The 24,650-nt window shown below is 42.5% G+C and carries 20 protein-coding genes and 2 pseudogenes; 14 read left to right on the top strand and 8 right to left on the bottom strand.

Features of this window, described 5'->3' with window-relative positions:
* Nucleotides 1-39 precede the first annotated feature (39 nt).
* The 5 genes from dnaN (at nt 40) to RH96_RS03040 (ending at nt 8,086) form a co-directional block, all read left to right on the top strand.
* Nucleotides 40-1,215, top strand: coding sequence for a DNA polymerase III subunit beta (gene dnaN, locus RH96_RS03060; protein ID WP_010197155.1), 1,176 nt, complete (start codon nt 40-42; stop codon nt 1,213-1,215).
* 196 nt (nt 1,216-1,411) lie between these two features.
* Entirely contained in the window at nt 1,412-2,626 is a 1,215-nt protein-coding gene (recF, locus tag RH96_RS03055) for a DNA replication/repair protein RecF (protein WP_010197154.1), read from the top strand.
* 499 nt (nt 2,627-3,125) lie between these two features.
* Nucleotides 3,126-5,771 carry a DNA topoisomerase (ATP-hydrolyzing) subunit B gene (gene gyrB / locus RH96_RS03050; RefSeq protein ID WP_010197153.1) on the top strand — a complete coding sequence of 882 codons (2,646 nt, stop codon included), beginning with the start codon at nt 3,126-3,128 and terminating at the stop codon, nt 5,769-5,771.
* Between the two features lie 140 nt (nt 5,772-5,911).
* Nucleotides 5,912-7,393, top strand: coding sequence for a DUF6880 family protein (locus tag RH96_RS03045; RefSeq protein ID WP_010197152.1), 1,482 nt, complete (start codon nt 5,912-5,914; stop codon nt 7,391-7,393).
* Between the two features lie 63 nt (nt 7,394-7,456).
* Nucleotides 7,457-8,086, top strand: coding sequence for a manganese efflux pump MntP family protein (locus RH96_RS03040; protein ID WP_010197151.1), 630 nt, complete (start codon nt 7,457-7,459; stop codon nt 8,084-8,086).
* A 251-nt stretch (nt 8,087-8,337) separates the two neighbouring features.
* Here RH96_RS03040 and rlmF read toward each other — a convergent pair whose 3' ends face one another.
* Both rlmF and RH96_RS03030 read right to left on the bottom strand, forming a co-directional pair.
* Nucleotides 8,338-9,375: a 23S rRNA (adenine(1618)-N(6))-methyltransferase RlmF gene (gene rlmF / locus RH96_RS03035; protein ID WP_010197150.1), complete on the bottom strand. Its 1,038-nt coding sequence runs from the start codon at nt 9,373-9,375 to the stop codon at nt 8,338-8,340.
* 65 nt (nt 9,376-9,440) lie between these two features.
* Nucleotides 9,441-10,139: a LysE family translocator gene (locus RH96_RS03030; protein WP_010197148.1), complete on the bottom strand. Its 699-nt coding sequence runs from the start codon at nt 10,137-10,139 to the stop codon at nt 9,441-9,443.
* A gap of 215 nt (nt 10,140-10,354) precedes the next feature.
* Between RH96_RS03030 and RH96_RS03025 the strand changes: the two genes are divergently transcribed.
* The 5 genes from RH96_RS03025 (at nt 10,355) to RH96_RS14930 (ending at nt 13,969) form a co-directional block, all read left to right on the top strand.
* Nucleotides 10,355-11,158: a crotonase/enoyl-CoA hydratase family protein gene (locus RH96_RS03025; protein WP_010197144.1), complete on the top strand. Its 804-nt coding sequence runs from the start codon at nt 10,355-10,357 to the stop codon at nt 11,156-11,158.
* Nucleotides 11,159-11,248: 90 nt separating this feature from the next.
* Nucleotides 11,249-12,364: a hypothetical protein gene (locus RH96_RS03020; protein ID WP_010197143.1), complete on the top strand. Its 1,116-nt coding sequence runs from the start codon at nt 11,249-11,251 to the stop codon at nt 12,362-12,364.
* Entirely contained in the window at nt 12,361-12,822 is a 462-nt protein-coding gene (locus RH96_RS03015; protein ID WP_010197142.1) for a three component ABC system middle component, read from the top strand. The genes RH96_RS03020 and RH96_RS03015 overlap by 4 nt, the downstream gene beginning before the upstream one ends.
* Nucleotides 12,819-13,490, top strand: a complete 672-nt coding sequence (locus RH96_RS03010; protein WP_010197141.1) for an AAA family ATPase — start codon at nt 12,819-12,821, stop codon at nt 13,488-13,490. The genes RH96_RS03015 and RH96_RS03010 overlap by 4 nt, the downstream gene beginning before the upstream one ends.
* Nucleotides 13,491-13,576: 86 nt before the next feature.
* Nucleotides 13,577-13,969 (top strand): hypothetical protein, encoded by a 393-nt coding sequence (locus RH96_RS14930; RefSeq protein ID WP_010197140.1) that lies wholly within the window; start codon nt 13,577-13,579, stop codon nt 13,967-13,969.
* Nucleotides 13,970-13,983: 14 nt separating this feature from the next.
* On the opposite strand, the pseudogene RH96_RS03005 reads toward RH96_RS14930, so the two are convergent.
* From RH96_RS03005 to RH96_RS02995, 3 genes and pseudogenes are all read right to left on the bottom strand, one after another.
* Nucleotides 13,984-14,367 (bottom strand): annotated as a pseudogene (locus RH96_RS03005) (transposase family protein); the annotation flags it as partial.
* 8 nt (nt 14,368-14,375) lie between these two features.
* Nucleotides 14,376-14,816: a transposase family protein gene (locus tag RH96_RS03000; RefSeq protein ID WP_010197138.1), complete on the bottom strand. Its 441-nt coding sequence runs from the start codon at nt 14,814-14,816 to the stop codon at nt 14,376-14,378.
* A 288-nt stretch (nt 14,817-15,104) separates the two neighbouring features.
* Nucleotides 15,105-18,461: a DNA translocase FtsK 4TM domain-containing protein gene (locus RH96_RS02995; protein WP_010197137.1), complete on the bottom strand. Its 3,357-nt coding sequence runs from the start codon at nt 18,459-18,461 to the stop codon at nt 15,105-15,107.
* A gap of 549 nt (nt 18,462-19,010) precedes the next feature.
* Here RH96_RS02995 and trxB point away from each other — a divergent pair.
* Genes trxB through RH96_RS02980 form a run of 3 tightly spaced genes read left to right on the top strand, consistent with a single transcriptional unit; the run spans nt 19,011 to nt 21,305 of the window.
* Nucleotides 19,011-20,033: a thioredoxin-disulfide reductase gene (gene trxB / locus RH96_RS02990; RefSeq protein WP_010197136.1), complete on the top strand. Its 1,023-nt coding sequence runs from the start codon at nt 19,011-19,013 to the stop codon at nt 20,031-20,033.
* Nucleotides 20,034-20,840, top strand: a complete 807-nt coding sequence (gene aat / locus RH96_RS02985) for a leucyl/phenylalanyl-tRNA--protein transferase (RefSeq protein ID WP_010197135.1) — start codon at nt 20,034-20,036, stop codon at nt 20,838-20,840. It abuts the gene before it with no gap.
* A 33-nt stretch (nt 20,841-20,873) separates the two neighbouring features.
* Complete coding sequence (locus RH96_RS02980) at nt 20,874-21,305, top strand: MerR family transcriptional regulator (protein ID WP_010197134.1); 432 nt, start codon at nt 20,874-20,876, stop codon at nt 21,303-21,305.
* A 63-nt stretch (nt 21,306-21,368) separates the two neighbouring features.
* Here the strand turns inward: RH96_RS02980 and rimI are convergent, their stop codons facing one another.
* Both rimI and RH96_RS02970 read right to left on the bottom strand, forming a co-directional pair.
* Nucleotides 21,369-21,839, bottom strand: a complete 471-nt coding sequence (gene rimI / locus RH96_RS02975; protein ID WP_010197133.1) for a ribosomal protein S18-alanine N-acetyltransferase — start codon at nt 21,837-21,839, stop codon at nt 21,369-21,371.
* A 247-nt stretch (nt 21,840-22,086) separates the two neighbouring features.
* Entirely contained in the window at nt 22,087-23,043 is a 957-nt protein-coding gene (locus RH96_RS02970; RefSeq protein ID WP_227500933.1) for a DMT family transporter, read from the bottom strand.
* A 197-nt stretch (nt 23,044-23,240) separates the two neighbouring features.
* Here RH96_RS02970 and RH96_RS02965 point away from each other — a divergent pair, with 197 nt between their 5' ends.
* Nucleotides 23,241-24,185 carry a LysR family transcriptional regulator gene (locus RH96_RS02965; protein WP_010197131.1) on the top strand — a complete coding sequence of 315 codons (945 nt, stop codon included), beginning with the start codon at nt 23,241-23,243 and terminating at the stop codon, nt 24,183-24,185.
* A gap of 344 nt (nt 24,186-24,529) precedes the next feature.
* On the opposite strand, the pseudogene RH96_RS14725 reads toward RH96_RS02965, so the two are convergent.
* Nucleotides 24,530-24,650: pseudogene (locus RH96_RS14725) on the bottom strand (elongation factor Tu); the annotation flags it as partial.

Below are 24,650 nucleotides of genomic sequence, written 5' to 3'. Positions count from 1 at the left end.
ATTTATATAAAAAAATCATTCAAATAAGAGTAACCAAGCATGCAATTATCGATTAATCGAGAGTCGTTACTAAAGGCTATTAACCTGATCGCCAAAGCCGCTGACAAACGCCACAATATGGTTATCTTGGGTAATATCAAGCTACAGTTGTCTGAGTCAGCGCTTATTTTGACCGCTTCTGATTTAGAGGTAGAGCTGACATCGACGTTGAAATTGCCTGCTGGTGCTTGCGTGGAAGCAGGTACAACCACTTTACCTGCGACCAAGCTGAGAGATATCTGCAAATCTTTACCAGCACAAGCACAAGTCAGTCTTGCCACGCAAGAGAACGAGCGCTGTTTGCTGACCAGTGGTAAGAGCCGTTTTACCTTGGGTACATTGCCTAGCGAAGATTATCCAAGCTTGGGCAATCCTGAAAATATCACACCATTGACCATCAGCCGTAGCCGTCTTACTGATTTGATTCATAAAACCCAGTTTGCCATGGCGATTCAAGATGTCCGTTATTATTTAACTGGTATGCTGTTCGATGTTTCACAGCAGCAGCTAACCACCGTTGCGACTGACGGACATAGACTGGCATTGGCGCGTAGTGTTATTGATGTGAGTGCAGATCTGAACATGCAAGCCATCCTGCCGCGCAAAGCAGTCATTGAGCTTGAGCGTTTGGCCTCTGAGCTTGGTAAAATGCTAGGTGATCAAGATAACGCAGTAACGCTAAGTTTCGGTCGCGAGTTTTTGCAAGTAAGCTTGCCATTCGGTGAGGTGGATAGTGCAGGGCAGGTGAGTGATAATCTAATGGTTACCTTTACCGCGCGTCTGATCGACGGTAAGTTCCCTGACTATCGCCGTGTCATGCCAAGCAATACCGATAAATTGGCCCTGTTTAATCAAGAGAAAATGACGGATGTGCTACGCCGTGTCGCGATTTTGAGTAACGAAAAATCACGTGGCGTGGTGTTTAATTTTGCCAGCGACGGTATGGTAGAAGTACGCGCTAATAACGCTGAGCAAGATGAAGCAGTTGAGATGATACAAGCTAAGTATCAAGGAGAGCCGATGGAGCTGTCCTTTAATGCTGCCTATCTGCAAGATGTGCTAGGTGTCATCCAAGGTGATTTGCAAATGCATATGAGCCAATCTAACGCCTCAGTGCTAGTGAATCAGCTGAATGATGAATTCCATCAATATGTCATTATGCCAATGCGTATATAGTGCTTTTAGTTTCGTAGAAAGCTGTACAGTTAGACCGTGGCACTTGTCCTGTTAGACGGTGTCGCTATCTTTATAGCGTTGTTTTAAAGACCGTTTTTACATTCAAAACTAACATCTGCAACCTCGAAAAATCTATAATTAATTAAACTTTTGCCTGCTAAATTGTAGGTGGCGAAAATAGGCGGCTGTCGACATTATGATTGAACGTCTACAAATCTCACACCTACGTAACCTCAGCCAAGTCAATCTACCTGCCACTGCTTGCAACGTCATTATCGGCGCAAATGGTAGTGGCAAAACCTCGCTATTAGAAGCCATATTCTTGTTATCAAGAGGCAAGAGCTTTCGTCATCACCAGCCCAAACGCTATATTCAGCATCATCAAGACAACGCGACGGTACATGCTAAGCTCAGTGACAGCAGTACTTTAGCGATTCAAAAGCAAGCCGATGCGACGACGATACTACGTCTTAATCAAACCACGGTCTACAATCAAAGCATCTTAACGGAGCAGCTACCCACACTATTGATAGATCCCTCGACGATGGACATGTTAGAGCAGGGCAGTGCCAGTCGTCGGCAGCTGTTAGATTGGTTAGTGTTTCACATGAAACAAGGCTTTCATCCGCAGTGGGTGGCTTATCAACGCCTGTTAAAACAGCGTAATAGTTTGCTAAAAAAATCGCGTCATTTGACCCACGTTCAACTCGCTGAGCTAAAAGCATGGGACAAAGGTCTGAGCAATCATGCGGCACTTATCCATCACTATCGAGAACGAATATTTAGCGAATGGCAGCCTTACTTTGCTCAAAGCATTGCTCAGTTATTGCCTACTTATGCGGAGCAATTAAGCTTGAGCTATAGCGCCGGTTACGACACCAATGTTGCGCTCGATGTGCAGCTTAATGAGCGTTTAGAGCAGGATTTGCAGCTGGGCTATACCCGCATCGGTAACCACCGTGCTGATATCCATGTCCATTGGCGCTCTAGCGAGCCGCTAGCCATGCATGAAGGGCAGCTAACTAAAAGCACGACAGTAGAAGGCGATGTGCACACGAAATTACCCGTTTTAAAAGAGCAGGCCGCTAATGTGTTGTCGCGTGGTGAAAAGAAACTATTGATTACCGCATTGCGCTTATCACAGTTGCCGCTGCTACTTAATACTGAAAAAGGTGCTGATACCTCTAATAATGATTTTAAATCGAGAGTGACACCCGTGGTACTGTTAGATGATATCACCGCAGAGCTGGATGATAGGGCGATTGAGATTTTATTGTCAACGCTAGCACAGCTGCCCTGTCAGGTATTTATGACCAGTTTGACCGAGGATATCGTGCCGCTAGTCAATAAATTCTGGTCAGAACCTAATATGTTTCATGTGAAACAAGGTCAAATCTCATCTGCCCAATAGCAATTATTTTTAATATCATTGCCTCCTTGCTTTGTCGTCAACTCTGCATTTGACCTATAAATTCCATCCTTACTCCAGCATAATTTTCACTATCCTAAAATACTTGACGAATAGTGATAAAACTGCCAGTAAACAGTGACTTAGAAGGGAAAAAATGCTAAAATGGGGCTTTATTTTTGTCCTATTCTCAGCAAGTTATCTTATGGCGTGATATAGAGTTTTTTTATTATCTATAAAATTCTAAGTGGCTGATAAATATGTGTTTTATTTATTTTACTTGGCTTCAATAATGTTCAAAAAAACAGAAGCTAGTATTAAAAAACTGAGCGCTAATTTTATGTCTTTAAAGACACGCCACGAAGTTGTAGCTAACGCTATTTAGCTACTAATACGCATGAAAGACTTTGACTATAAATGTTAAGTCTAAGATAACATCGTGAGGCGTCACCGTAATGGTGCGCCCGTGATGGGCTGATGATGGCTAGATTAAGGAATGCACATGAGTGATTCATTACCTACCGATTACGAGCAATTGACAGCCGCTACGACAGTTCCAGATGCTATGGTGTCAGATACTGTCGTTGACACGATTGTCCCTGCCGCCGTTCCTGAGAGTTTACCTTCTGATTATAGCTCCAAAGATATCCGTGTCTTACGCGGTTTAGAAGCCGTGCGCGTGCGTCCTGGGATGTATATCGGTGATACCGATGACGGCACTGGCTTGCATCATATGGTCTTTGAGGTAGTTGATAACTCTATCGATGAAGCATTGGCCGGTCATTGTGATCAGATCGATATCGTCATTCACGAAGATGAATCGGTCAGCGTCATGGATAATGGTCGCGGTGTCCCTGTCGATATCCATCCAGAAGAGGGTGTGTCAGCGGCGCAGGTTATTATGACTGTCCTGCATGCAGGCGGTAAGTTCGATGATAACAGCTATAAAGTCTCAGGCGGTCTGCATGGTGTCGGCGTTTCGGTCGTTAACGCCCTATCTAAAAAGCTGGAAATGAATATCTGGCGTGAAGGCTATCACTACCATCAGACGTATACCGATGGTGTGCCTGATGCTGACATTCAGCAAATGGAAGCAACGGATAAGACCGGTACTCAAATCCGCTTTTACCCTAGTAATGACGTATTTACTGGCACTATCTTCGAATATGATATTTTAGCCAAGCGTTTACGTGAGCTGTCGTTTTTGAACTCAGGTGTACGCATCGTATTGACCGATGAGCGTATCGATAAGCGTCATGAGTTTGAACATAAAGGCGGATTGTCAGAGTTTGTGAGTTATATCAATGCGGGCAAAGATGGCGTCAACGAAGTCTTTCATTTTGATAGTGAGCAAGATGACGGCATCAGTGTCGAAGTGGCCCTGCAATGGACAGATACTTATAACGAAAAAGTATTGTGCTTTACCAACAACATCCCGCAGCGCGATGGTGGTACGCATTTATCAGGCTTTCGTTCGGCATTGACCCGCTGTCTCAACAGTTATATGGATCGTGAAAACTTATTTAAAAAAGAGAAGGTGACGGCGACGGGCGACGATGCGCGTGAAGGCTTGACGGCGATTGTCTCAGTTAAAGTGCCGGATCCAAAATTCTCCAGTCAAACCAAAGATAAGCTGGTCTCAAGCGAAGTAAAATCTGCTGTTGAATCGGCCATGCATGATAAGTTCAATGACTTTTTGTTAGAAAATCCAACGGCTAGTAAAGCCATTGCTAATAAAATCATCGATGCGGCACGCGCTCGTGACGCAGCTCGTAAAGCGCGTGAAATGACGCGTCGTAAGACTACTTTGGATATCGCAGGTTTGCCTGGTAAGTTGGCCGATTGCCAAGAAAAAGATCCAGCGCTTTCAGAACTCTATATCGTGGAGGGTGACTCTGCAGGTGGTTCAGCGAAGCAAGGTCGTAGCCGTAAGACCCAAGCGATTTTGCCACTAAAAGGTAAAATTCTAAACGTTGAGCGTGCGCGTTTTGACAAAATGCTATCGTCTGCGGAAGTGGGTAACCTAATTACTGCGCTTGGCTGTGGTATCGGCCCTGATGAATATAATCCTGATAAAGTACGCTATCATAAAATCATCATCATGACTGATGCCGACGTTGATGGGTCACACATTCGTACCTTGCTGTTGACCTTCTTTTTCCGTCAAACGCCAGAGCTGATCGAGCGTGGTTATATTTATATCGCTCAGCCACCACTATATAAAGTGAAAAAAGGTCGTCAAGAGCTGTATCTAAAAGATGATGAAGCGCTTAAAGCGTATCTGCTGTCATCTACGATTGATAATACCAAGCTACATATCAGTGAGGATGCACCTGCAATTACTGGGCAAGCGTTAGAGACGCTATTGAATGATTATAACCAAACGCAGCTGATTAAAGCCCGTTTGCAAATTCGTTTTCCAGCGGTGATTTTGGATGCTTTAACGCATACGCCGAAGCTTAGCACTGACATGACTTACGATAAGTCTGCTATGCAGGGGTGGCAAGAGACTATGCAAACTCAGCTTGAGCACTTCGGTAGTGATCTGAGCCCTGAGATTGAATTGATTAATATTCATGCGCCGCAACCAAAAAATATGGATGCAGCCGCTGCAGATTTATTGGGTATGAAACCTGCCGTAGCAGCTGAAGATGGCGACACTTCTGACGGTGAAGCATTATCGGCTAAAGCACAATGGTTACCTCGCATCACGGTTTATGTGCATCAATTGGCTCATCATTATCTGCTAGATGCAAGTTTTATCAATTCAGGTGAATATACCAAGTTGCTACGCTTATCGGCGGAATGGAACACTTTGCTTGAGGATAGCGCGTTTATCCGCCGCGAGAATACTACGGGTGCTAGCAAAGATATCCCAGTCCGTGACTTTGATTATCTCTGGCAGCAGATGATGCTTGATGCGCGTCGTGGTCTAGCCATCCAGCGCTACAAAGGGCTAGGGGAGATGAACGCCGATCAGCTGTGGGATACGACGATGGACCCTGAAAACCGTCGTATGCTACGTGTTACTATTGAAGATGCCATCGCCGCGGATCATATGTTTACCTGCCTAATGGGCGATCATGTCGAGCCACGTCGTATCTTTATTGAAGAGAATGCGTTAACGGTCTCTAACCTAGATATTTAGCTTTCAAACTTTGAGATTATAGACCTTGAATTTTGAAGTTTGAAGTTTGAATATAAGTATTTATTGGTATAAAGTCATCTTGTTCGCAAGGTGGCTTTTTTTCATGTGAAACATTACCAGTAAAATAGTGGGAGAATACTATGCTAAATATAGAACAAAAGAAATATTTGTCACAACTATCAAAAACGGCCTTAATTGATTTTGTCTCTGATGTGTATGGTGTAGATAAAATGCTCGATAAAAAAATTGAGCGTCTGCTATTACAATCAGATAAGCCTAAACTTATAAAAAAGTTAACCACTACACTAAAAGGACTTAGAAGACGAAGGAAGTTTGTAGATTATTGGGAGTCTAGCGAATTTGCTACTGAGCTTCAGCACTTAGCCAGTGATATAATGAGCTTTTATCCTGAGCAACCACAAGAATGCCTGACGTTACTTGAGTTATTTATAGAGTCTACTAATGCTAGCCTAGGGCGTGCTGATGATTCCAACGGTTATATAGGTGATATTTATAGGAGTTTGACTTCATCTTGGCTGATAGTAGCTAGCACTTGCTATGAGCAAGAAAAGCGAGACATACCTGTTGATGAGCGCGATATACTCAGCCATGCTTGGGTAAAGAAAGTAAAAGCGCTGGCTGACGATAATGATTATGGTACTAAAGATAATTTATTAGAAGATATTAATCAGCTGTTATCTGAGCCTGAGATACGTGGATTGATCGCTGATTATCAACAAGAGCGTGAAATTATTCAAACAAAGAAGGCAAATGAAGATACGCTTAGTGAAAGGCAAAATAGCCCTTTAAGCGATGATGCTTTTTCAATTAACTATGAGAAAATGGTAATTGAGATCGCCATAAAAAATCTAACAAGGGCGTTAGGTGATGTGGGTTTTTTTGAAGCGATCTTTTTTGAGATGCAAGAGACTAGACCGGTTCATCCTCGAAGACTAGAGGAGTTGCTAACATTTTTGCTTGATCAAGGGGCTTATGATAGGGCGCTACACTACTTAAATGAAGAGTGGCAAAGCGATGGTTTGATGGATAAAATCAGACGCTTGGATTGGTTGAGTCACATATACCACATGCAAAAAGATACCGATGCGCTCATGGAAGTACTAGGCGAGGTGTTTGAGCTACAATCAACACCTACGCGACTAAAGTCTATCATGGCTGTGGCCAGTCTTACTCAGCAAGCTCAGTGGCGAAAAAGAGCCTATGAGCTGGCAGAACAACAAGAAAGTGTCCTTATGGCGACATCGCTACTGCTGGAGATCGGAGAAATTGAACTTGCCAATCAGGTCGCAGTCGCTCGTCATAGTGAGTTTGCAGATGTGCATTATACTTCTTTGACTCAATTGCTAAAGGAGTTACCTGTGGGCACTCAATTGATCCATGTCATTATCTATCGCAGTCTAATAGAAGATATTTTGGACAGCTCTCGTAGCAAAGCCTATGGTCATGCTGCCCGATATTTGAATAAAATAGCGCAACTTGATGTCCTCATTAGCCGAGAAACTGAGGGTTATATTAGTCTAATCACTCATCAAGATTACGTCATTAAACTCACACAAAAGCATGGTAAAAAGCGTAGTTTTTGGGAAAAGGTAAAAGATTAGATCGACGTAGTGTTTCACGTGAAACTTCACTAGATAAATCATTATAATAAGTGAAAAAATAAAATGATTGAAGTTGTCTTACTTGCTGTTGCTCTAGCCATGGATGCATTTGCCGTTGCGATTGGGCTGGGTGCTAAGTCGCAAAAACAGAGCAAGCAATATTTGCTGCGTTTAGCTGTCTATGCGGGTTTATATTTTGGTATTGCGCAGGGTATTATGCCGCTTATCGGCTATTTATTAGGCGCGGCTTTACTAGGTTGGTTGGCTGCTGCTGCGCCTTGGATCGGCGGCATTATATTGATCGGTCTCGGTGGTAAAATGCTGTATGAGGTGTTTACTGGCGATGGGGAAGATGCGGTAGACAGTGCGCTTCATCTAAAAGCCCATGATATTGATACGGCTGGCGATGAAGTTGCAGTCATTCATACTGGAAACAACCATATCAATCATCGCACTATGCTTACGCTCGCTATTGCCACCAGCATCGATGCCATGGCGGCAGGGTTTACGCTGAATTTATTGGCGCTGAATGCTTGGTTGGCTTGTTTAATTATCGCTGTAGTAACGGCTGTATTTGGGCTGTTCGGTGTTTATTTAGGCTGGCGCTCTGGCACATGGTTAGAGGATAAAGCCGAAGCACTGGGTGGATTTGTACTGATTGCGATTGGGCTAAAGGTGATGTTTTTTGGCTAAATAACTATAGTGAGTGAAAAGCAATATCGATACATCACGCACTGCTGATATCAATTTTTCTTGCTTGCTGTGCCTGCGCAGACAGAGGCTACAAAAAATTGATATCAGCAATACCGACGCGTTTTTAGGATATTTTGACTATATTTCATTTCAACCCATTTCCTCAATAAAAAGCACCGCTCTGGGTTCCAGAGCGGTGCTTTTTTGTTTCACGTGAAACTCTAAGAATTAAAAACGGTAGCTGCTCCTCTTTACTCTTCGTCAGTGTTAAAACGCCATGCCAATATACGGGTATTTTTCTGCCCTTGGCTCATCTCAATAATGCGCATCTGTGTGACATCAAGCTGCTTTAGCAATAGCTGTAAAGGTTTTACGTTTTCAGACTTAGAGACTAAGCTAGTAAACCAGCCAACATGCTCGGCAAAATCTTGGCTCTCTTTTATCATTTTGGTTAAAAAGGTAATCTCGCCGCCTTCACTCCATAGCTCTTTATGCTGACCGCCGAAGTTTAGGTTTTGTGCCGCATTGCCAGATTTCGTTGAGCTACGGCTTACTTGCTCGCTTTCGTTCTTACCACGATGTCTTTGCAAATTATGCTGCTTGCGGGTATTGGATTCCATCGCCTCTTCTAATGAAGCATGGAACGGAGGGTTACAAACGACCACATCGAAGTAATCTTGACGACCAATGATGCCTGCAAAAAACTTTTTGGGGTTAGGTTGTAGTTTAACTTTCACCGCGCCTTTTAGCTTTGGATTGGCATCACAAATCAACGCTGCGGTATTGACCGAAATAGGGTCGATATCGCTCGCGGTAAAGCGCCAGCCATAGCTCTGACTACCGATAATCGGATAAATGGCGCTGGCACCCGTACCGATATCTAAAGCGTGGATTTCTTTGCCCGTTGGCGGGAGGTTATCGTCATTGATATGACTGGTTTGCGCAAGTAAGTCGGCAACATAGTGAATGTAATCTGCGCGTCCCGGAATCGGCGGACACAGGTAACCTTCGGGAATGTCCCAAAACTTGACACCATAATAATGGGCCAATAGCGCCTGATTAAGCACTCTTACCGCTTGATGATCAGAGAAGTTAATCGTTGGCTCGCCATTAGGATTGGTAATCGTATGCTTGGCAAGCTCTGGCAAGGCACGGGTCAATACCGCAAAGTCATAGCGACCTTGGTGCGGATTGCGCGGATGTAGCTGACCGAGTTTTTTAGCAGTCTCAGGCGATCTGTTTCTGTGATTGTTGGCGGTCGGGCGACGGTTCATAGGCTTACTGGTCATAGTATCGGGCTTTGATGTTTGAATATAATGCACCATTTTAGCAGATTTTGCATGTAACGAATGTCTTATCGGCTACGCAAAATGAGGTTTAATCCTAATACAATCATGGCTGTCCCCAAGACGCGGTCTATCCAATGCTCAAAGCGTTGAAAGCGGCGATGAATCGCAGGGATAGAAAGTAACATCACCACCGTGCTAAACCATGCCATCTGCAAGACCATCATCCATACGCCATAGATTGCTAACTGCCAAAGCGGTATGTCAGGTGACAATACGAGGGTAAATATCGCCACGAAATACACTGGCGCTTTTGGATTGAACACATTGCAAAAAAAGCCACGACGCAGAATGGCGAAAGTTGAGTCGCTATTAATAAAAGATTTTTTGGTAGAAAGCAGCTGTGCTTGCTCGGTAGACTTAGTGTTTGAAGTATCAATGCGTACATTTTCTGAATCTGCTAAATCTAATGGTTTTTTCGGTTTGGCTTGAATACCTTGCCATCCGAGATAAATCAGATAGCTACCACCCAACCATTTAATAGCGGTCAATAGCGGCTGTGAATGGGCGATCACTGTTGCCAGTCCCAGCACCGAATAGATAATGTGTATTGCTAAACCAAAAGTGATACCAAGGCTACAAATCAAACCCGTGCGTCGACCTTTTGCCAATGTCTGCTGTGATACCAAGACAAAATCAGGCCCTGGAGAGGCAGCAGCGAGTAGATGGACGCTAGTGATCAGCAAAAAACCGTGCCAAAATTCCATAAAATACTCTGAGTCATGTCTTAGTTTGAATAATAGTTGCACTTATCGCAAATCAGGTCAACTAATATTGATGTCAGCTATTCATCAACGCGAAAACGGTGCTTGCGTTGCAGAGGGCGTATGTCTATATTAAAAGTAAGTCGAATAAATCTTTAGCAATATTGATTTGGCATAGGGTGAACCCTGCAAACTAGCATTCTAAAAAGGACAAGACCATGACTATGGAAAATAATAACCGCACAGACAATCGCATTACACAAGAAACAGACGGCCATATTTGCCTGATCGGGCTAAATCGTGCCGATAAACGCAACGCCTTTGACAGTCATATGATTGCGCAGTTATCTGAAGCGCTCGCTCGCTATGAGGAAGATGACAATTTACGCTGTGCCTTAATATTTGCTCATGGAGATCATTTTACCGCAGGTCTGGATTTGGTAGAGCTGCAAGACAAGCTAAATGACGGTGTGTTTGAGTTTGACGATAACCAAATCGACCCGTGGGGCATTAGCGGAAAATTGCGCACCAAGCCTGTGGTCGTGGCAGTGAAAGGTACGTGCTTTACTGTGGCTATCGAGCTGATGCTGAATAGTGATGTGGTCATCGCTAGTGATAACTGCAACTTTGCACAAATGGAAGTCCAACGCGGCATCATGCCATTTGGTGGCGCGACGGTACGATTTGTCGCAGCAGCAGGCTGGCAAAAAGCCATGCCGTATTTACTTACTGGTAAAGCATTCGATGCGCAAACGGCTGATAGACTGAATTTGGTCAGCGAAGTGGTGGCTAATGGGTCTGAGTTCGAGCGGGCACTGACGTTGGCGCAAGAGATCTGTCAGGCAGCACCGCTAGGTGTGAGAGGGGCATTGTCATCAGCACAAGATGCCAGTCGCAATGGTGCAGCGACTGCATTGGCGAATATCCATAGCTATCTGCCACCGCTCTTTCATTCAGAAGATGCAAAAGAAGGCGTGATGGCGATGGTTGAGAGACGTGAGGCTGAGTTTAAGGGGCGTTAATAAACAAACTAAAGTTAATTAAGTATATTTTCGGCAGATATATGTATGGTAAAGTTAGGTCGTTACCATGCATAAAATGGATATAAAAAGATGTCAAAACTAAAAAATAACGCTATTGCCTCTGTACAAGGTATTACTTATCAAAACTTAGTTGCTTTAGAAAAATGCTTAGAGTTGACAGAAGATCAAACACTCTACATAGAAATTTGGGGTGATGTGACCGTTGAAGATGAATCACAAGTTGAAGTCAAACACGAACAGGGCAGTTTAAATAATCTTAGTCAAAGCTTTTGGAAAACTGTAAGCAATTGGTTAGACAATGATAAGTTTAAATCATATTCTGAACTTATCTTACTTACTACTCAGAAATTAAATGAAAATAGTTTATTTAAAAATTTTAATGAAAAAAGTGTCGAATCGAAGATAAAAGTGTTGGAAACAATACAGAATGATTACTCAAGTCAGAAAGTTAAGAGTGATACGACTTTAGGTTACCTTACAATAGTAATGTCAGCTAGTAACAGAGGTAATCTAAGGATTGTTTTAGAAAAGTTCAGCCTGATTACTGAAGCGCCTAGCTATACTGAAATACATGAAAGGTTATGTCAAACTCACGCTAGTTTCCTGTCTGATGGAAAGGATAAGAGTTATATAAAGGTGCTAATAGGTTATGTGCATAATCAGATAGCTCAATCTAATGGTAAAATAAAGTATGAAGAGTTTACTGAGGAAAAGAGAAGAATCAGTCAACAACTAATTTCCAAAGTGTTATCGTTTCCAGCTACTTATGTAAGTTATCAACCAAGTGAGGAAGAAGAAGCAAAAGCATTGGAATTACCGTTCGTTAAAAAAATATATGATATTGAATATGATGATGAGATTAGTATAGAAGCCATTGAACACTTTTATAGACAAAGAAAAACTGTGTCGGAAGAAATGCAGGGGTATGAAAATAGAGATTATAGAAGTTATGAAGATAACTTGATAAACCAACACAAAGCAGAGTATAGACTATCGTCTTTGGATACCAAAATAGAAACACAGATCAAAGATTCTAAAAGATTTTATCTGAAGTTTTTAGCCACTCCTGCGACTCCTTTTCAAAACTATAATGATACCCCTGTATTCTTTAGAAATGGATATTTACATGAATTGATTAATGAAAATGATGACATGATATGGAAACTAAAGGTAGATGATCAATGACTAAGCTTACCGATAGCCTATATGTTATCCACAATAACCCTTTCATCATGGCTCCACTATTCACTAATTTTTTTGATTCTGTGACAGAGTCCGAAAATAACTACTTATTTTGTTATTTATTACTTCCATTAGTTCTTAATGTAGATAGAAGAGATTTTTTAAATAAGAGTACTGTCAGAAGCTCTGTACATACTTTCAAAAGCAAACAGAATCTCCTAATAGGTCTTGCAGATGACGTTCAATACTACAAGGAAATAACCCGCCACAGTATACAACACGCAATAGATAGTGATTGGATAGTTATTAATGACAACTTGTCTGTTACGGTTGATGAAAATCCTAAAAATATACAAAGCAACTTAATCAAGTCCTACAGAGCATCCCAGAAAATGTATAATATTTTAGGGGATTTGGATGTACTTACTATATATAGATTACTTGGGATTAAAAGTGTATGAAAGCGCATGTTATCTCTATAGGGATGGTCGATAACATCGACAAAGTACATTATGTTAAGTTTGGGTTAGGAGTAAACATAATTACTGGTAAGTCTTCAACAGGTAAAAGTGCCATTTTAGAGATTTTTGATTATTGTATGGGGAGTTCAGAAAATAATATCCCACACGGAAAAATTACACAGCATGGAACGTGGTTTTTCACCATACTATCATTAAACTTAAAATACTTAGTTGTTGCAAGGAATCTTGTCGATGATAGCCGTTACATTAATGAAGTGTCCGTAGCTCCAAACCTTAAAGATATTGATAGTAGTTATTTTAAGGAAGAGTATCAAATACGAGACAAAAAAAAGTTTAATCCAGAATTAGGTAGATATTTCAATTTAACTATAGATGATATAGAGGAAGACCTAGAAGATAGAGAATACCGAAAAAATAATGCTAGAAAAGGAAGACCTTCTATACGTAATATTATGCCTTTCTTGTTGCAGCATCAGAACCTGATAGCCAATAAGCATGCTATATTTTATAGATTTGATGAGAACAAAAAAAGAGAAGATACTATTGACCAATTTAAAATTTTTGTTGGATTCGTCAAGGGTGAATACTTTAGTTTGAAACAACAACTGTCTGATTTAATTCGAGAAAAAAAGCAATTGAAAGACTGATAACGAAAAATGAATCGGAAGAGTCCAGCCGTATAGCTAGAATAAAATCAATTCTAGATGTTTATTTTGCAACTACAAACACTCCTTTGTTTCTGGAAACGAAGGCAACCGCTGAATATATATATCAAAATAATAAGCGTTATTTAAAGCTCATAGCTGACAAAGATTTCAATACAAATAATGATACTGTTACTGATGGAACTAACGATAACTCATTAGTAAATTTTAATACTCTTTTAGATAAAAGAGTTGATTTAGAAGCTAAAAAAAGAACTCTTCTACACAAAGCTTTAGATGTTGAACGAACAATTAACTATACAGAATCAGTATTTATACCATCAGCAAGTAAATCCAGTGACGCATTTAGTTCAACAATCTATTCTAATTCGAAATGTTGCTTTTGCAGCCGTGATAATAATGATAATTACAAAACAGCTAATAAATTGAATAATGCTCTAGTTTGGCTTAATACTGAGTAGACCTCTTGCAAAAGTCAGATATTAAGCTCAAGATTTACCAGTCCTGCGAACAGCTTCATTCTTAAATCATAACGTTGACGTCGATTACGGTAGCGTTCAGCCACAATTTTGAATAGCTTAATCAGACCTATTTTATGCTCAACCAGAATACGAAATTTTGCCAAATACTGATTGGCCTGTTTGCAAAGCGCTAGCAACTCACCGCCTTTTGGTTTCTTAAAGGGGATAAAGGTCTGATTATGTAGCTTGGCTATACCTTGATAACCACTGTCTGCTAGATAGCTGGTGTTTTCAGGCAGCCAATCAGGACAAGTTTGTTTATAAAGACTAAAGTCATGTACTGAACCGTTGCAGGTTTGCACATCCAATATCAGTCCTGTTTGCCAATGTACGATGACTTGCGCTTTTAAGGTATGTTGTTTCTTCTTTCCACTGTAGTACTGCTTTTGGTTTTTTTTGGACGTTCAATGGGCGTTTCGGTTGCATCAATGATGATCGCTGACCAATTAATATTTTCAGGCTTACCGTGTGGCAGTTTTCGTGGCAAATCAAATCTGCCTGAGTGAATAAGGACGTCTTCTACTTTTCTGACAATTCGACTGGCAGAGGATTCATGAACGTTGAAGTCCACACCAATATGATAAAGGGTTCGGTATTCACGCCAATAGGTCAGTGCTAGTAAAATCTGCGCCTCTAAGCTAAGCTCACTTGGACGACCTGATTTGGTCTTGGAAGCTTCATGCTCTTGCATGGCTTCTAGCATTTTCTCAAAAGTGGCTTTGTGGATGCCGGTATAACGTTTAAAACCTGCATCATTCTGTTCAAGTAGTTTGGCTATATTTGGCATGTCTATTGAATATTTAGGATTCAGTTATATACTTTGAGGTTTGAAACTACTTTTGCAAGAGGTCTAATACCTTTTATACTTCGCATATGCACTATCAGCGTCCTCCATGACGACACACTCAATTTGGCTATAAAAAACTAATGTTCACTATTTTATACAGGAGTAATCTTTAAGTTTCAATGAAATATTTTAACGTTCACTATGTGATTTTTAATATCAGACCTGAGAATCAAAAAAACGAGCCACTCTCGTGACTCGCTTTTTATAATCAATCAAACTTACCATCTTTTACATCAACAACTCACGTTTGCCGCTTTTACCCATCGAGCTGACCAATCCGGCCTCTTCCATTGAATCAACGATACGAGCGGCACGGTTGTAGCCGATACTAAATTTACGCTGGATACTAGAGGCAGAGACCTTTCGCGTCTCCATGATAAATGCCACTGCATCGTTATACAGGTCATCATCCTCACCAGAAGCATTGCCGCTACTACCACCACCGCCAGGACTAGACAATTCAAAGTTGCCTGCCATGTTATCAATATAATCAGGCGCACCGCGCTCACGCCAAGCATCACAGACACGATTGACCTCTTCATCGCTGACATACGCCCCATGTACACGGTCTGGCTCAATTTGCCCTGGGCCTAAAAACAGCATGTCACCATTACCAAGCATGTCTTCAGCACCGCCACTGTCTAGAATCGTCCGTGAATCCACTTTTGAGTTCACACGTAACGCTGCACGAACAGGGATATTGGCTTTAATTAGACCAGTAATGACATCGACTGATGGACGCTGAGTGGCAAGCATTAAATGGATGCCTGCCGCGCGTGATTTTTGTGCCAAGCGCGTGATCAGTTCTTCAGCTTGTTTACCGACTTGCATAATCATATCGGCAAACTCATCCGCGACAATGACAATCATCGGCAAGGTTTTGAGCTTTGGTGCTTGGCTGATGCTCACGCTATCATTAGGTCGCCACAATGGATCGAGCATTGGATTGCCCGATTTTTCAGCAGCGATGACCTTTTTATTAAACTCGTTAAGCTTACGTACCTTTAATAAGCTCATCAGCTGATAACGGCGCTCCATTTCTGCCACACACCATGACAAAGCACTGGCGGCTTCAGTCATATCGGTAACGACTGGCGTCAGTAGATGCGGGATATCGTTATAGTTTGCCAGCTCAAGCTGCTTTGGATCAATCAAAATCAGGCGCAGCTCGTTCGGTGTATATTTGAGTAGCATAGAGAGTAGCATTGAGTTAACCAAAACCGATTTACCAGAACCTGTCGTACCAGCAACCAACATATGCGGCGCGCGCGCAAGGTCAGTAATAATAGCATTACCACCGATATCTTTACCCATCGCCATGCTGATTTGGGCTTTAGGATCTTGGAATTTTTCGGTATTCAACAGCTCAATCAAACGCACCATTTCGCGTTGTTTGTTCGGCACTTCGATACCGATATAAGGCTTGCCCGGGATGACCTCAACCACACGCAAAGATGCCATTGATAATGACCGTGCCAAATCACGTGAAATGCCCGTAACTTTACTGGCTTTTACCCCAGCAGCAAGCTCGACTTCAAAGCGGGTAACAACAGGACCCGGAATGGCATTGACTACTGCGGCCTTAACATTGAATTCTTGTAATTTAATCTCTAATAGCTCAGACAACTTATCAAGCTCAGCGATGGTATAGCTTGGCTTACGATCAGGATCTGGCTTATCTAAAATAGAGATCTCTGGGATAGGCGTTAAGCTACTGCGATAGGCGGCGGTTTGCATCGAGCGTGATTTTTGACTAAAAGCGCCATCGTCACTGATATGCGGCATAACGGGTATATCGCTATCGTCATCGCGGCTGTCATCCTCAGGCATCATATCCGTAATATGGTTGCCGCTATCACCCTCTGGCACCGCAAAGCTGACCGTTGGCTTAGATGCGGCTATCGGTTCAGCAGCTGGCGCTGAAACGTTAGTTTCTACCTTAGGAGGTAATGTTGGGTTGGTCGGTGGCGTATTGGTCGGCGTCATATCAGCGACTGGTGCGACGATACTTACACCATTCTCTTCTGGAGCAGGACTTTGTATTGACAATGAACTTTCCCATTGCTCTTCATTTGATAACTTGTCTGCTAACTGGTCTGATGACCCAGCAGAGGCGTCATAAGTATTCTCTACTGCCGTTTTTAGTGCTGGCTGTTCAGGTTTATTAGTATCTTCTTCTGTTTCTTGAGAAGGTGAAACAGGCGCATGTTCTGACAACCAAGATTCTGCCAATGTAGCAATCGTTTCGTTCGTTTCATCTGTTGCATGGCTGTCATCTGATGCCATAGTCTGAGACTCATCGGCAAAATTAGGCGCGATTTGCTTGCTTGCTGTCTCTGTAACTGCTTGCTCGACGTCTTCTTTATTAGGATTGACAGTAGAGCTCGCGCTTGGTGTCTCCAGCTCTAGCATTGCCATGTCTGTTGACGTATCTGTTGCCGTGTTTATAGACACTGCTGTCTCTTTTGGCGACTCAGCATTATTGATATAAGCAGGAGTAGCAGAATCAGCATCATGAGTGGCGCTGTGGATGCTCTGGTCGTAAATAGCCATATCGCTTGCCAATAAGTCATCAACAGTATTGGCATCATTCCAAGCAAAGCTCGGCTCTACTTTACGGCTAGGAGTCGTGACAGGGCTTGGGGTAGCAGATACCTTGTTATCACTAAAGTTGCTTACGCCAGCGCTGCTAGGCGTGGCAGGTACGCTTTGTAAATGCTCGCCCTCACCCACTGCGGATACTTGCGTGGCTGCTGCCATAGAAGCTTTTACACTGGCACCCAAACCAGAACTCGCTAAAAATTCGGTGAGTACATGATTAAAGCGACCACTGCTATCGGATTGTTGCGTATTATCCTCATGCTCAGTTGCTTGCAGCTCAAGGGGCAGCTGGTCATACTCTGGAACAACGTGCGATACCTTTTCGTCGGTTAGGGCTTCATTATGCTGCTGACGACTCTTCTCAGCGGCCTGCACACTCTCATACTGACTATCTTGGTTTTTTACACCAGAACCAAGCCATGACAGGGTCATGATTTTTCGGTATATCGCTAGCCAATGAATATTAAAAGCAAAGGTCGCCGTAATAATTACGAATACCGTTAAAAAAACCACACTCCCCCACTGCGACAATAATTGAGCCAAACGCGCTTGCAGTTCGAGACCGATGATACCACCTGCGACCCCTGTCAGACCTGTGGTAACTGGATCTGCTATTTGCTGCACTAAAGCGACCAACTGCGCAAATAAGGCGCTGGCACTTAGAATCAAAAATACGTAAGCGACTACGCGTAGCAACCAAAACGTCGGCTTATTGTCCCACCAAATAAGAATAGACTCATAGACCACAAACGCCAACAACCACCATGCGCCAAAACCAAAAAAGCTATAAAGCAGGTCAGACAACCACGCCCCCATCTCGCCACCCATATTATTAATGGTGGTCATGTCACTACTGATGTGCGACCAACTAGGATCGTTGCCTGTATACGTCATCAAAATGACAAACAGATAAACAGCCAGTATTAACCCAAGGAGGGTAAATATTCCCTTTTTTAAATACTCAATAAGCGGTGCTGATATCACGTAAAATCTGCCTTGTTATTAATACTAAATGGTCGCCAGTGCATGACTAAGCCTAATCATGCTGACATAAAGTGTTGACATAAATGTACCGAGCGAAGTGTTTGTTTGGCATGTGCCGATCATAGAGCCTTTAAACAACCGTTATCGCTTGGCTCCTACTACACTTGGCATAACTTCTTATAATAACAAATACATAGGTGTAGTGGCGACAGTCTTATAAAGAAAGCGTGTAAGAAAGTAAATCAATAGACACTTTGCGCAAGAAAACAGCTGGTTAGCGAAACACTAGTGGCAAAATATTGCTCACTGTATTGCCTAAATTCTATAAAATAGCCTCTGTTTTTTGCACTTATATTCCAAAGCTATTTATTCTTTGATTCTAATGATACCTGTGTTCGTTTTAGCAAACTTGCACTTTGTGCGCTGTGCCCTTATGTTATTATCTCATAGCAATTAGAAAAACTATATTAGTCGCACCTTTTGACGTTTGTCTTTTTATTATATTTATCACTCACATTTTTAATTCGTATATTTTGCAAGGAACCACTCATGGCAACTGATACTACTGCTCCACGTCACGAAAAGCTCATTATTTTAGGCTCAGGCCCTGCGGGTTACTCTGCCGCGGTCTATGCTGCGCGCGCTAACCTCAAGCCCGTTATGGTCACTGGTATGGAAGTGGGTGGACAATTAACCACCACCACCGAAGTCGACAACTGGCCAGGCGATGCTCATGATTTGACAGGCCCTGCACTGATGGAACGCATGAAGGCTCATGCTGAACGTTTTGGTACAGAATTGGTCTATGACCATATCAATGATGTCAATCTGAGTGAACGCCCTTTTCAATTGACGGGTAACAATGGCACTTATACTTGTGATGCCTTGATTATCTCAACGGGTGCGTCTGCACAGTATTTGGGGCTTGAGTCAGAAACCAAATTTAAAGGCTTAGGCGTGTCAGCTTGTGCCACTTGCGATGGGTTCTTTTATAAAGACCAAAAAGTCGCGGTGATTGGCGGTGGTAATACAGCAGTCGAAGAAGCACTATATTTATCTAACATCGCCTCTGAAGTCACGTTAGTACATCGCCGTGATGGTTTACGCTCTGAAAAAATCTTACAAGATAAATTGTTCGAAAAAGCCAAGAATGGCAACGTCAAAATCGAATGGAACCATCAAGTAAAAGAAGTCGTCGGTGATGACATGGGTGTCAATGGTGTCGTTATTGAATCTATGATCGATGGCAGTACTAAGCAACTAGATGTATTTGGTATGTTTGTCGCCATTGGTCACAAGCCTAATACCGATCTATTCAAAGGGCAGCTCGACATGAAAGACGGCTATCTTATCGTTAACAGTGGCCTAAATGGTAATGCCACACAAACCAGTATCGAGGGTGTGTTTGCAGCAGGCGACGTGGCTGATCACGTCTATCGTCAAGCCATCACTTCTGCTGGCACTGGCTGTATGGCCGCGCTTGATGCTGAAAAATACTTGGATGCGATTGGCGAAGCCACTGCGTTAGACCATACTTATGCGTCAACGCTGACTGCTGATCAAGAAGACTAAATGAACAGCTTCTCACAGTACAACGCCAATAACAATGAGCAGCTTATCACGCCTGAGACCTTAAAAAGTCTTGGGCGTTATGACTTTCCTGATCCTATTTCTATTGATCCTGATGGAGTGGGTATCGTCGCCATGGGCGGCGACTTAGCGCCCGAGACGCTCATCTCTGCTTATGCGCAAGGATTGTTTCCTTGGTTTAATGAAGATGAGCCTATCGCTTGGTGGTGCCCTGAACCGCGCTGCGTGATTGTGCCGACCGACTATCAACCCAGCAAATCTCTACGCAAGCAAGCAAGCCGCGCGCGTTGGCAAGTGACACTCAATCAAGCTTTTGATGACGTTATTCATGCCTGTAGTTTACCGCGCAGTGATGACCTACCTGAGGGCGAGCACACGTGGATTCATGATGAGATGATCGAGGCTTATACCAAGCTACATGCTTATGGATTTGCACATAGTATCGAAGTTTGGGATGACGCAGGCACACTCATTGGTGGATTGTACGGATTAAAAATAGGCAATATCTATTTTGGCGAGTCGATGTTTCACCGTGCATCCAACGCCTCTAAGTTAGCATTTTGGGGTTTGATGCGCTTATGTGAGCAGAGCAACGTGGCGCTCGTAGACTGCCAATTACCCAATGAGCATCTCATGAGCTTAGGTGCAACCACCCTATCACGTGCTGCATTTCTTTCCCAATTGGATACGCTAATAGCCGCTCATTCAGTCAAGTGGCAAAAGAACTCTCACAACTCCCTAAGTGTATCGCTCCTTGATAGCAAGGAATCTTGGCAGCTCAAATCATGATGGTTGTGACAGCGACAAAACAACGAGGTTATTATGGCACCTGATACATCATTTTTATTAATTGGAAAGCTGGCGAGCGAAGCCAATACCACCAAAGACACCGTGCGTCATTATGATGAGCTAGGGCTACTTAAGTCGCGTAAGCGACAAGCAGGCTCACGGCTCTATACTGAGTTTCATCCTGAATGCATTGAGCGCATTGAGTTGATTAAGAGCGCACAAGCTATTGGCTTTACACTCACTGAAATCAGAGACAGTCTTAATGACTATTATGATGGGCAGCTCGATATTGATTTACAGCTAAGTCTCACTCAGCAAAAACTGGCTCAAGTCAAAAAACAGCAGGCCAATATCAATGTCATGGTAGAGCTCTTAAGCGAGCGCATCGAAATATTAGAACGCATGCAAGCAGATAGTGACTATGAGCTCGATATTGAAGTCTGTAAAAAGACCATCCCCGAGTAATCTAAAGCCTTTCTTCATTCCTAACGTTTATCAATCCAATAGCATCTGTACTATTTATGGCTATTAAAGATACACACGCTGCATAATCAATGCATCAATGGCTGGGCGATAAGGCATTTGGTAGTAGCCTTTACGCCGATGAATCACTGCCAACCCTTGCTGTTCATACAAAGCAATCGCTGAAAAATTGTCTGCGCGTACTTCTAATAGTAAATTTTCCACCTTATTATTCATCAACTCAGTATTCAATTTAGCAAAAACTTGCGAGGCAATACCTTGGCGTTGGTAATCAGGATGCGTGCCGATGCGCAGGATCTCTGCTTGCTCAAAAACCACCTGATACAGGCAATAACCCACGATTTTATCACTTTTATAAACGACTAATAAATCAATACTATGTTGTACAAGCAAGTCTATTATTGTCTGATACGACCAAGCGTCTTGTGGTTGAAGCATAGTTTCAATATTTGCAACAGATTGAATAATGCTTTGAGATTCAGATGATTTTTTATTGAGTAATTCGATAGTGAGCATTTTTTCTCTATTAGATGTGTTTACGAATAGGGTTTATATTAGCAAAGCTTTTTACCTTACCGTAAAGTTTTTAATATGCTTAGTTTACCAAGTTTACTTGTACAGTTTCTTCAGCATAGCTCATTCAAAATCTCATAGAGAGTGAAGAAGAAACATAACCCGCCGTTGACTATAGTTATACATTTGGTGGGTTACGCTTTGGCTAACCCATCCTACGCTTGCTCTACAAACATGCATAATCTGGTGTTTACCGCCCTCTTGCAACCAATAGTACAGATGCTAGTGTAATTAGCCCACCTCCTAACCAACCTAATACCCCAACGTGTTCGTTAAATAACAGCACCGCAAACAATACCCCAAATATAGGCTCACTACCCATGAGCAGCGATGCGCGACTGGGTGAACCGATTTTTACAGCCCAGTTTTGCACAAAAAAAGCGAAGATGGTACAGAAGATAACAAGATAAAAGGTCGGTAGCCAAAAAGCTGATTTGTTAGGTAGACTTGGCATAATGGAGTCGCCCGACAGTAAGTTAATCACTAAAAACATCACCAAACAACCAATAAAGACCACGATAGATTGCACCGCCGTTAGTGCAAGTGGTGAGATAGGTTGAGCAATTTCTGTTGTTATTTTTATGGTTGCAGACTTATTATCAATAAGCTTTTTGGTCATGGTTACCATCAGTGCACGGCCAATTGCAGCTAGTAATATAAGGCTATCGCCTAGATTGAGCGAGATGCCAGCGCTATGTTGAGCGTCCATCGTTAAAAAATACGTACCCAGTAGTGATAGAATGGCACATATAAAAACGAGTTTATGCGGACGGGTTTTTAGAATTAACCATTCCATAAACGGCGTCATGATAATGCACAGGCTAATTAGGAAAGCGGCGTTGGCGACACTGGTATAAAACAGACCATAGGTTTCAAATATAAAGATGGCGAGTAAAATTGTGCCAAGTGGCAGACCTGCTGCGACCGTGCGTTTTAGTTGTGCGGTGTGTTGTTTGTAGACGCCTATTAACACAGGCGCCAGTATTATGCTGGTAAGCCCGAAGCGTATGGCTAAAAATCCAAGAACGGGATAATATTGTAGGCTGAGTTTAGCAACACCATAGCTCGACCCCCAAAGCATAGCAACTAAGATTAAACAGATATCGGATAGTAACAAAAGCTGTCTATTGTTTAATTTATTGCTCACAGTTTTAATCATTGTCTCGGTTTATCCTAGAGGTCGGTCTTAGCAAGGTGCTCATTAAACAAAGCACTTAGAGATACAGTACCTAATAGATTACCTAAGCTCTAGCAGTCTTAGAATGACTGATTGCGCTAAACAGTTTTGCCAAATGAGCCAGTCTTATTTTTGTATATCGATTCTTATTGATAGGTTTATGATTGATGAACAAAAACACCTTAAATAGTATTCTTATAAATATGGCGATTTTTGAAGACGTTACTAAGTCAGGTAGCTTTAGCGCGACGGCGCAAGCGTTACAGATGACCCCCTCCTCTGTCAGTAAGCGTATTCACCAACTTGAAGATAAGCTAGGTACAAAACTCATTGAGCGCACCACGCGTAGTATGCGTTTAACGAACACAGGTGAGCTATTTTTAAAACATTGTCAAAATATGTTAGATGAAGCGAACCTTGCAGTGGAGGTTGCCAATCAATCCGCCGAGGTGCTGGCAGGCGATGTAACGATAGGTGTACCTGATAGCTTTGCCAGTCATATGATGGGGTCACAATTTATAGACTTTATTAAGCACTATCCTGATATCAATTTGCATATTAAGGTCACGGATGATGCTTTAGATTTATTGCGCGAGACTATTGATTGCGCGATAGAGATAAGCGAAACACCGTCCGATTACTTGATTGCTAAACCCTTGAGGCAAGTACGTCAGGTGTTATGTGCGACACCGCGCTACTTAGCGTCGAGCTCATACGCCATAGCGCATCCGCTAGATCTAAAAAATCATGACTGTCTTTACTTAGGAGAGACACCTGAGGACAATCAATGGCGATTTGTGCAAGTCACTGACATATCATCAGAGCCCATCGAGCAAATAACCGTTACAGTGAGTGGACGTTATGTCGTGAACCATGCGGGTATGCGTTTAGATGGTGTGTTGAATGATTTAGGAATCGGAAGTTTTCCTGATTTTGTGATTGAGGACGCTTTAAGCAAAGGTACAGTAATAGAGGTTTTACCCAATTGGCAATTAAAGTCCAAGTTTCAGGGTACGGCTTGGCTGACTTTGTTGCCTAATAAATTTCGGCCTTTACGGTTACGAGCCTTGATTAAATTTTTGCTGGAACAAAAAAGCCCAACTATTAAATAGTTGGGCTTTTCTACGCAGGGTCTATAAATCGAGATCGATAAGCGGTTTAGTACTAACTCCTATATTAGAGGTTAAACTAGTCGCGTAGGAGTCAAAGTATAGATTGGTAGGTTACGCTTTGGCTAACCCACCATCTGACTTTGAATCAAAGACTTGGTAAGTTAAGCTGCCGCTAGCCCATCCTACGCTTGCTATATATCATGTCTAAAAGTCGGTGCGCTGATTTTTATTTGCTCATATCACTTAATCAACTTATTTCACCCAAAAAAAAGCCACCCTCAATAAAGAGAGCGGCTTTTCACGAACTGCTTAACTACTATCAGATTACTCTGACAGGTTAATGCTTAGTTCAATACGTTAGCAACAACACCAGCGCCTACAGTACGGCCGCCTTCACGAATAGCGAAGCGAAGACCTTTGTCCATAGCGATTGGGTGGATAAGCTCTACGCCCATCTCAACGTTA

Source organism: Psychrobacter sp. PAMC 21119 (genome assembly GCF_000247495.1).
Lineage (GTDB): Bacteria > Pseudomonadota > Gammaproteobacteria > Pseudomonadales > Moraxellaceae > Psychrobacter > Psychrobacter glaciei.
The sequence above is the reverse complement of the archived record's forward strand: the minus strand, read 5'-3'. Positions and strand labels throughout refer to the sequence as shown.

Excerpts from the sequence above, each read along its gene's own strand:
- RH96_RS03010 (WP_010197141.1), top strand. The coding sequence starts at position 12,819 with ATGAAAGCGCATGTTATCTCTATAGGGATGGTCGATAACATCGACAAA.
- RH96_RS03030 (WP_010197148.1), bottom strand. The coding sequence starts at position 10,139 with ATGGAATTTTGGCACGGTTTTTTGCTGATCACTAGCGTCCATCTACTC.
- dnaN (WP_010197155.1), top strand. The coding sequence starts at position 40 with ATGCAATTATCGATTAATCGAGAGTCGTTACTAAAGGCTATTAACCTG.
- RH96_RS03025 (WP_010197144.1), top strand. The coding sequence starts at position 10,355 with ATGACTATGGAAAATAATAACCGCACAGACAATCGCATTACACAAGAA.
- gyrB (WP_010197153.1), top strand. The coding sequence starts at position 3,126 with ATGAGTGATTCATTACCTACCGATTACGAGCAATTGACAGCCGCTACG.
- RH96_RS02965 (WP_010197131.1), top strand. The coding sequence starts at position 23,241 with ATGAACAAAAACACCTTAAATAGTATTCTTATAAATATGGCGATTTTT.
- RH96_RS03045 (WP_010197152.1), top strand. The coding sequence starts at position 5,912 with ATGCTAAATATAGAACAAAAGAAATATTTGTCACAACTATCAAAAACG.
- aat (WP_010197135.1), top strand. The coding sequence starts at position 20,034 with ATGAACAGCTTCTCACAGTACAACGCCAATAACAATGAGCAGCTTATC.
- recF (WP_010197154.1), top strand. The coding sequence starts at position 1,412 with ATGATTGAACGTCTACAAATCTCACACCTACGTAACCTCAGCCAAGTC.
- RH96_RS03015 (WP_010197142.1), top strand. The coding sequence starts at position 12,361 with ATGACTAAGCTTACCGATAGCCTATATGTTATCCACAATAACCCTTTC.
- rlmF (WP_010197150.1), bottom strand. The coding sequence starts at position 9,375 with ATGACCAGTAAGCCTATGAACCGTCGCCCGACCGCCAACAATCACAGA.
- RH96_RS03020 (WP_010197143.1), top strand. The coding sequence starts at position 11,249 with ATGTCAAAACTAAAAAATAACGCTATTGCCTCTGTACAAGGTATTACT.
- RH96_RS02980 (WP_010197134.1), top strand. The coding sequence starts at position 20,874 with ATGGCACCTGATACATCATTTTTATTAATTGGAAAGCTGGCGAGCGAA.
- RH96_RS03000 (WP_010197138.1), bottom strand. The coding sequence starts at position 14,816 with ATGCCAAATATAGCCAAACTACTTGAACAGAATGATGCAGGTTTTAAA.
- rimI (WP_010197133.1), bottom strand. The coding sequence starts at position 21,839 with ATGCTCACTATCGAATTACTCAATAAAAAATCATCTGAATCTCAAAGC.
- trxB (WP_010197136.1), top strand. The coding sequence starts at position 19,011 with ATGGCAACTGATACTACTGCTCCACGTCACGAAAAGCTCATTATTTTA.
- RH96_RS03040 (WP_010197151.1), top strand. The coding sequence starts at position 7,457 with ATGATTGAAGTTGTCTTACTTGCTGTTGCTCTAGCCATGGATGCATTT.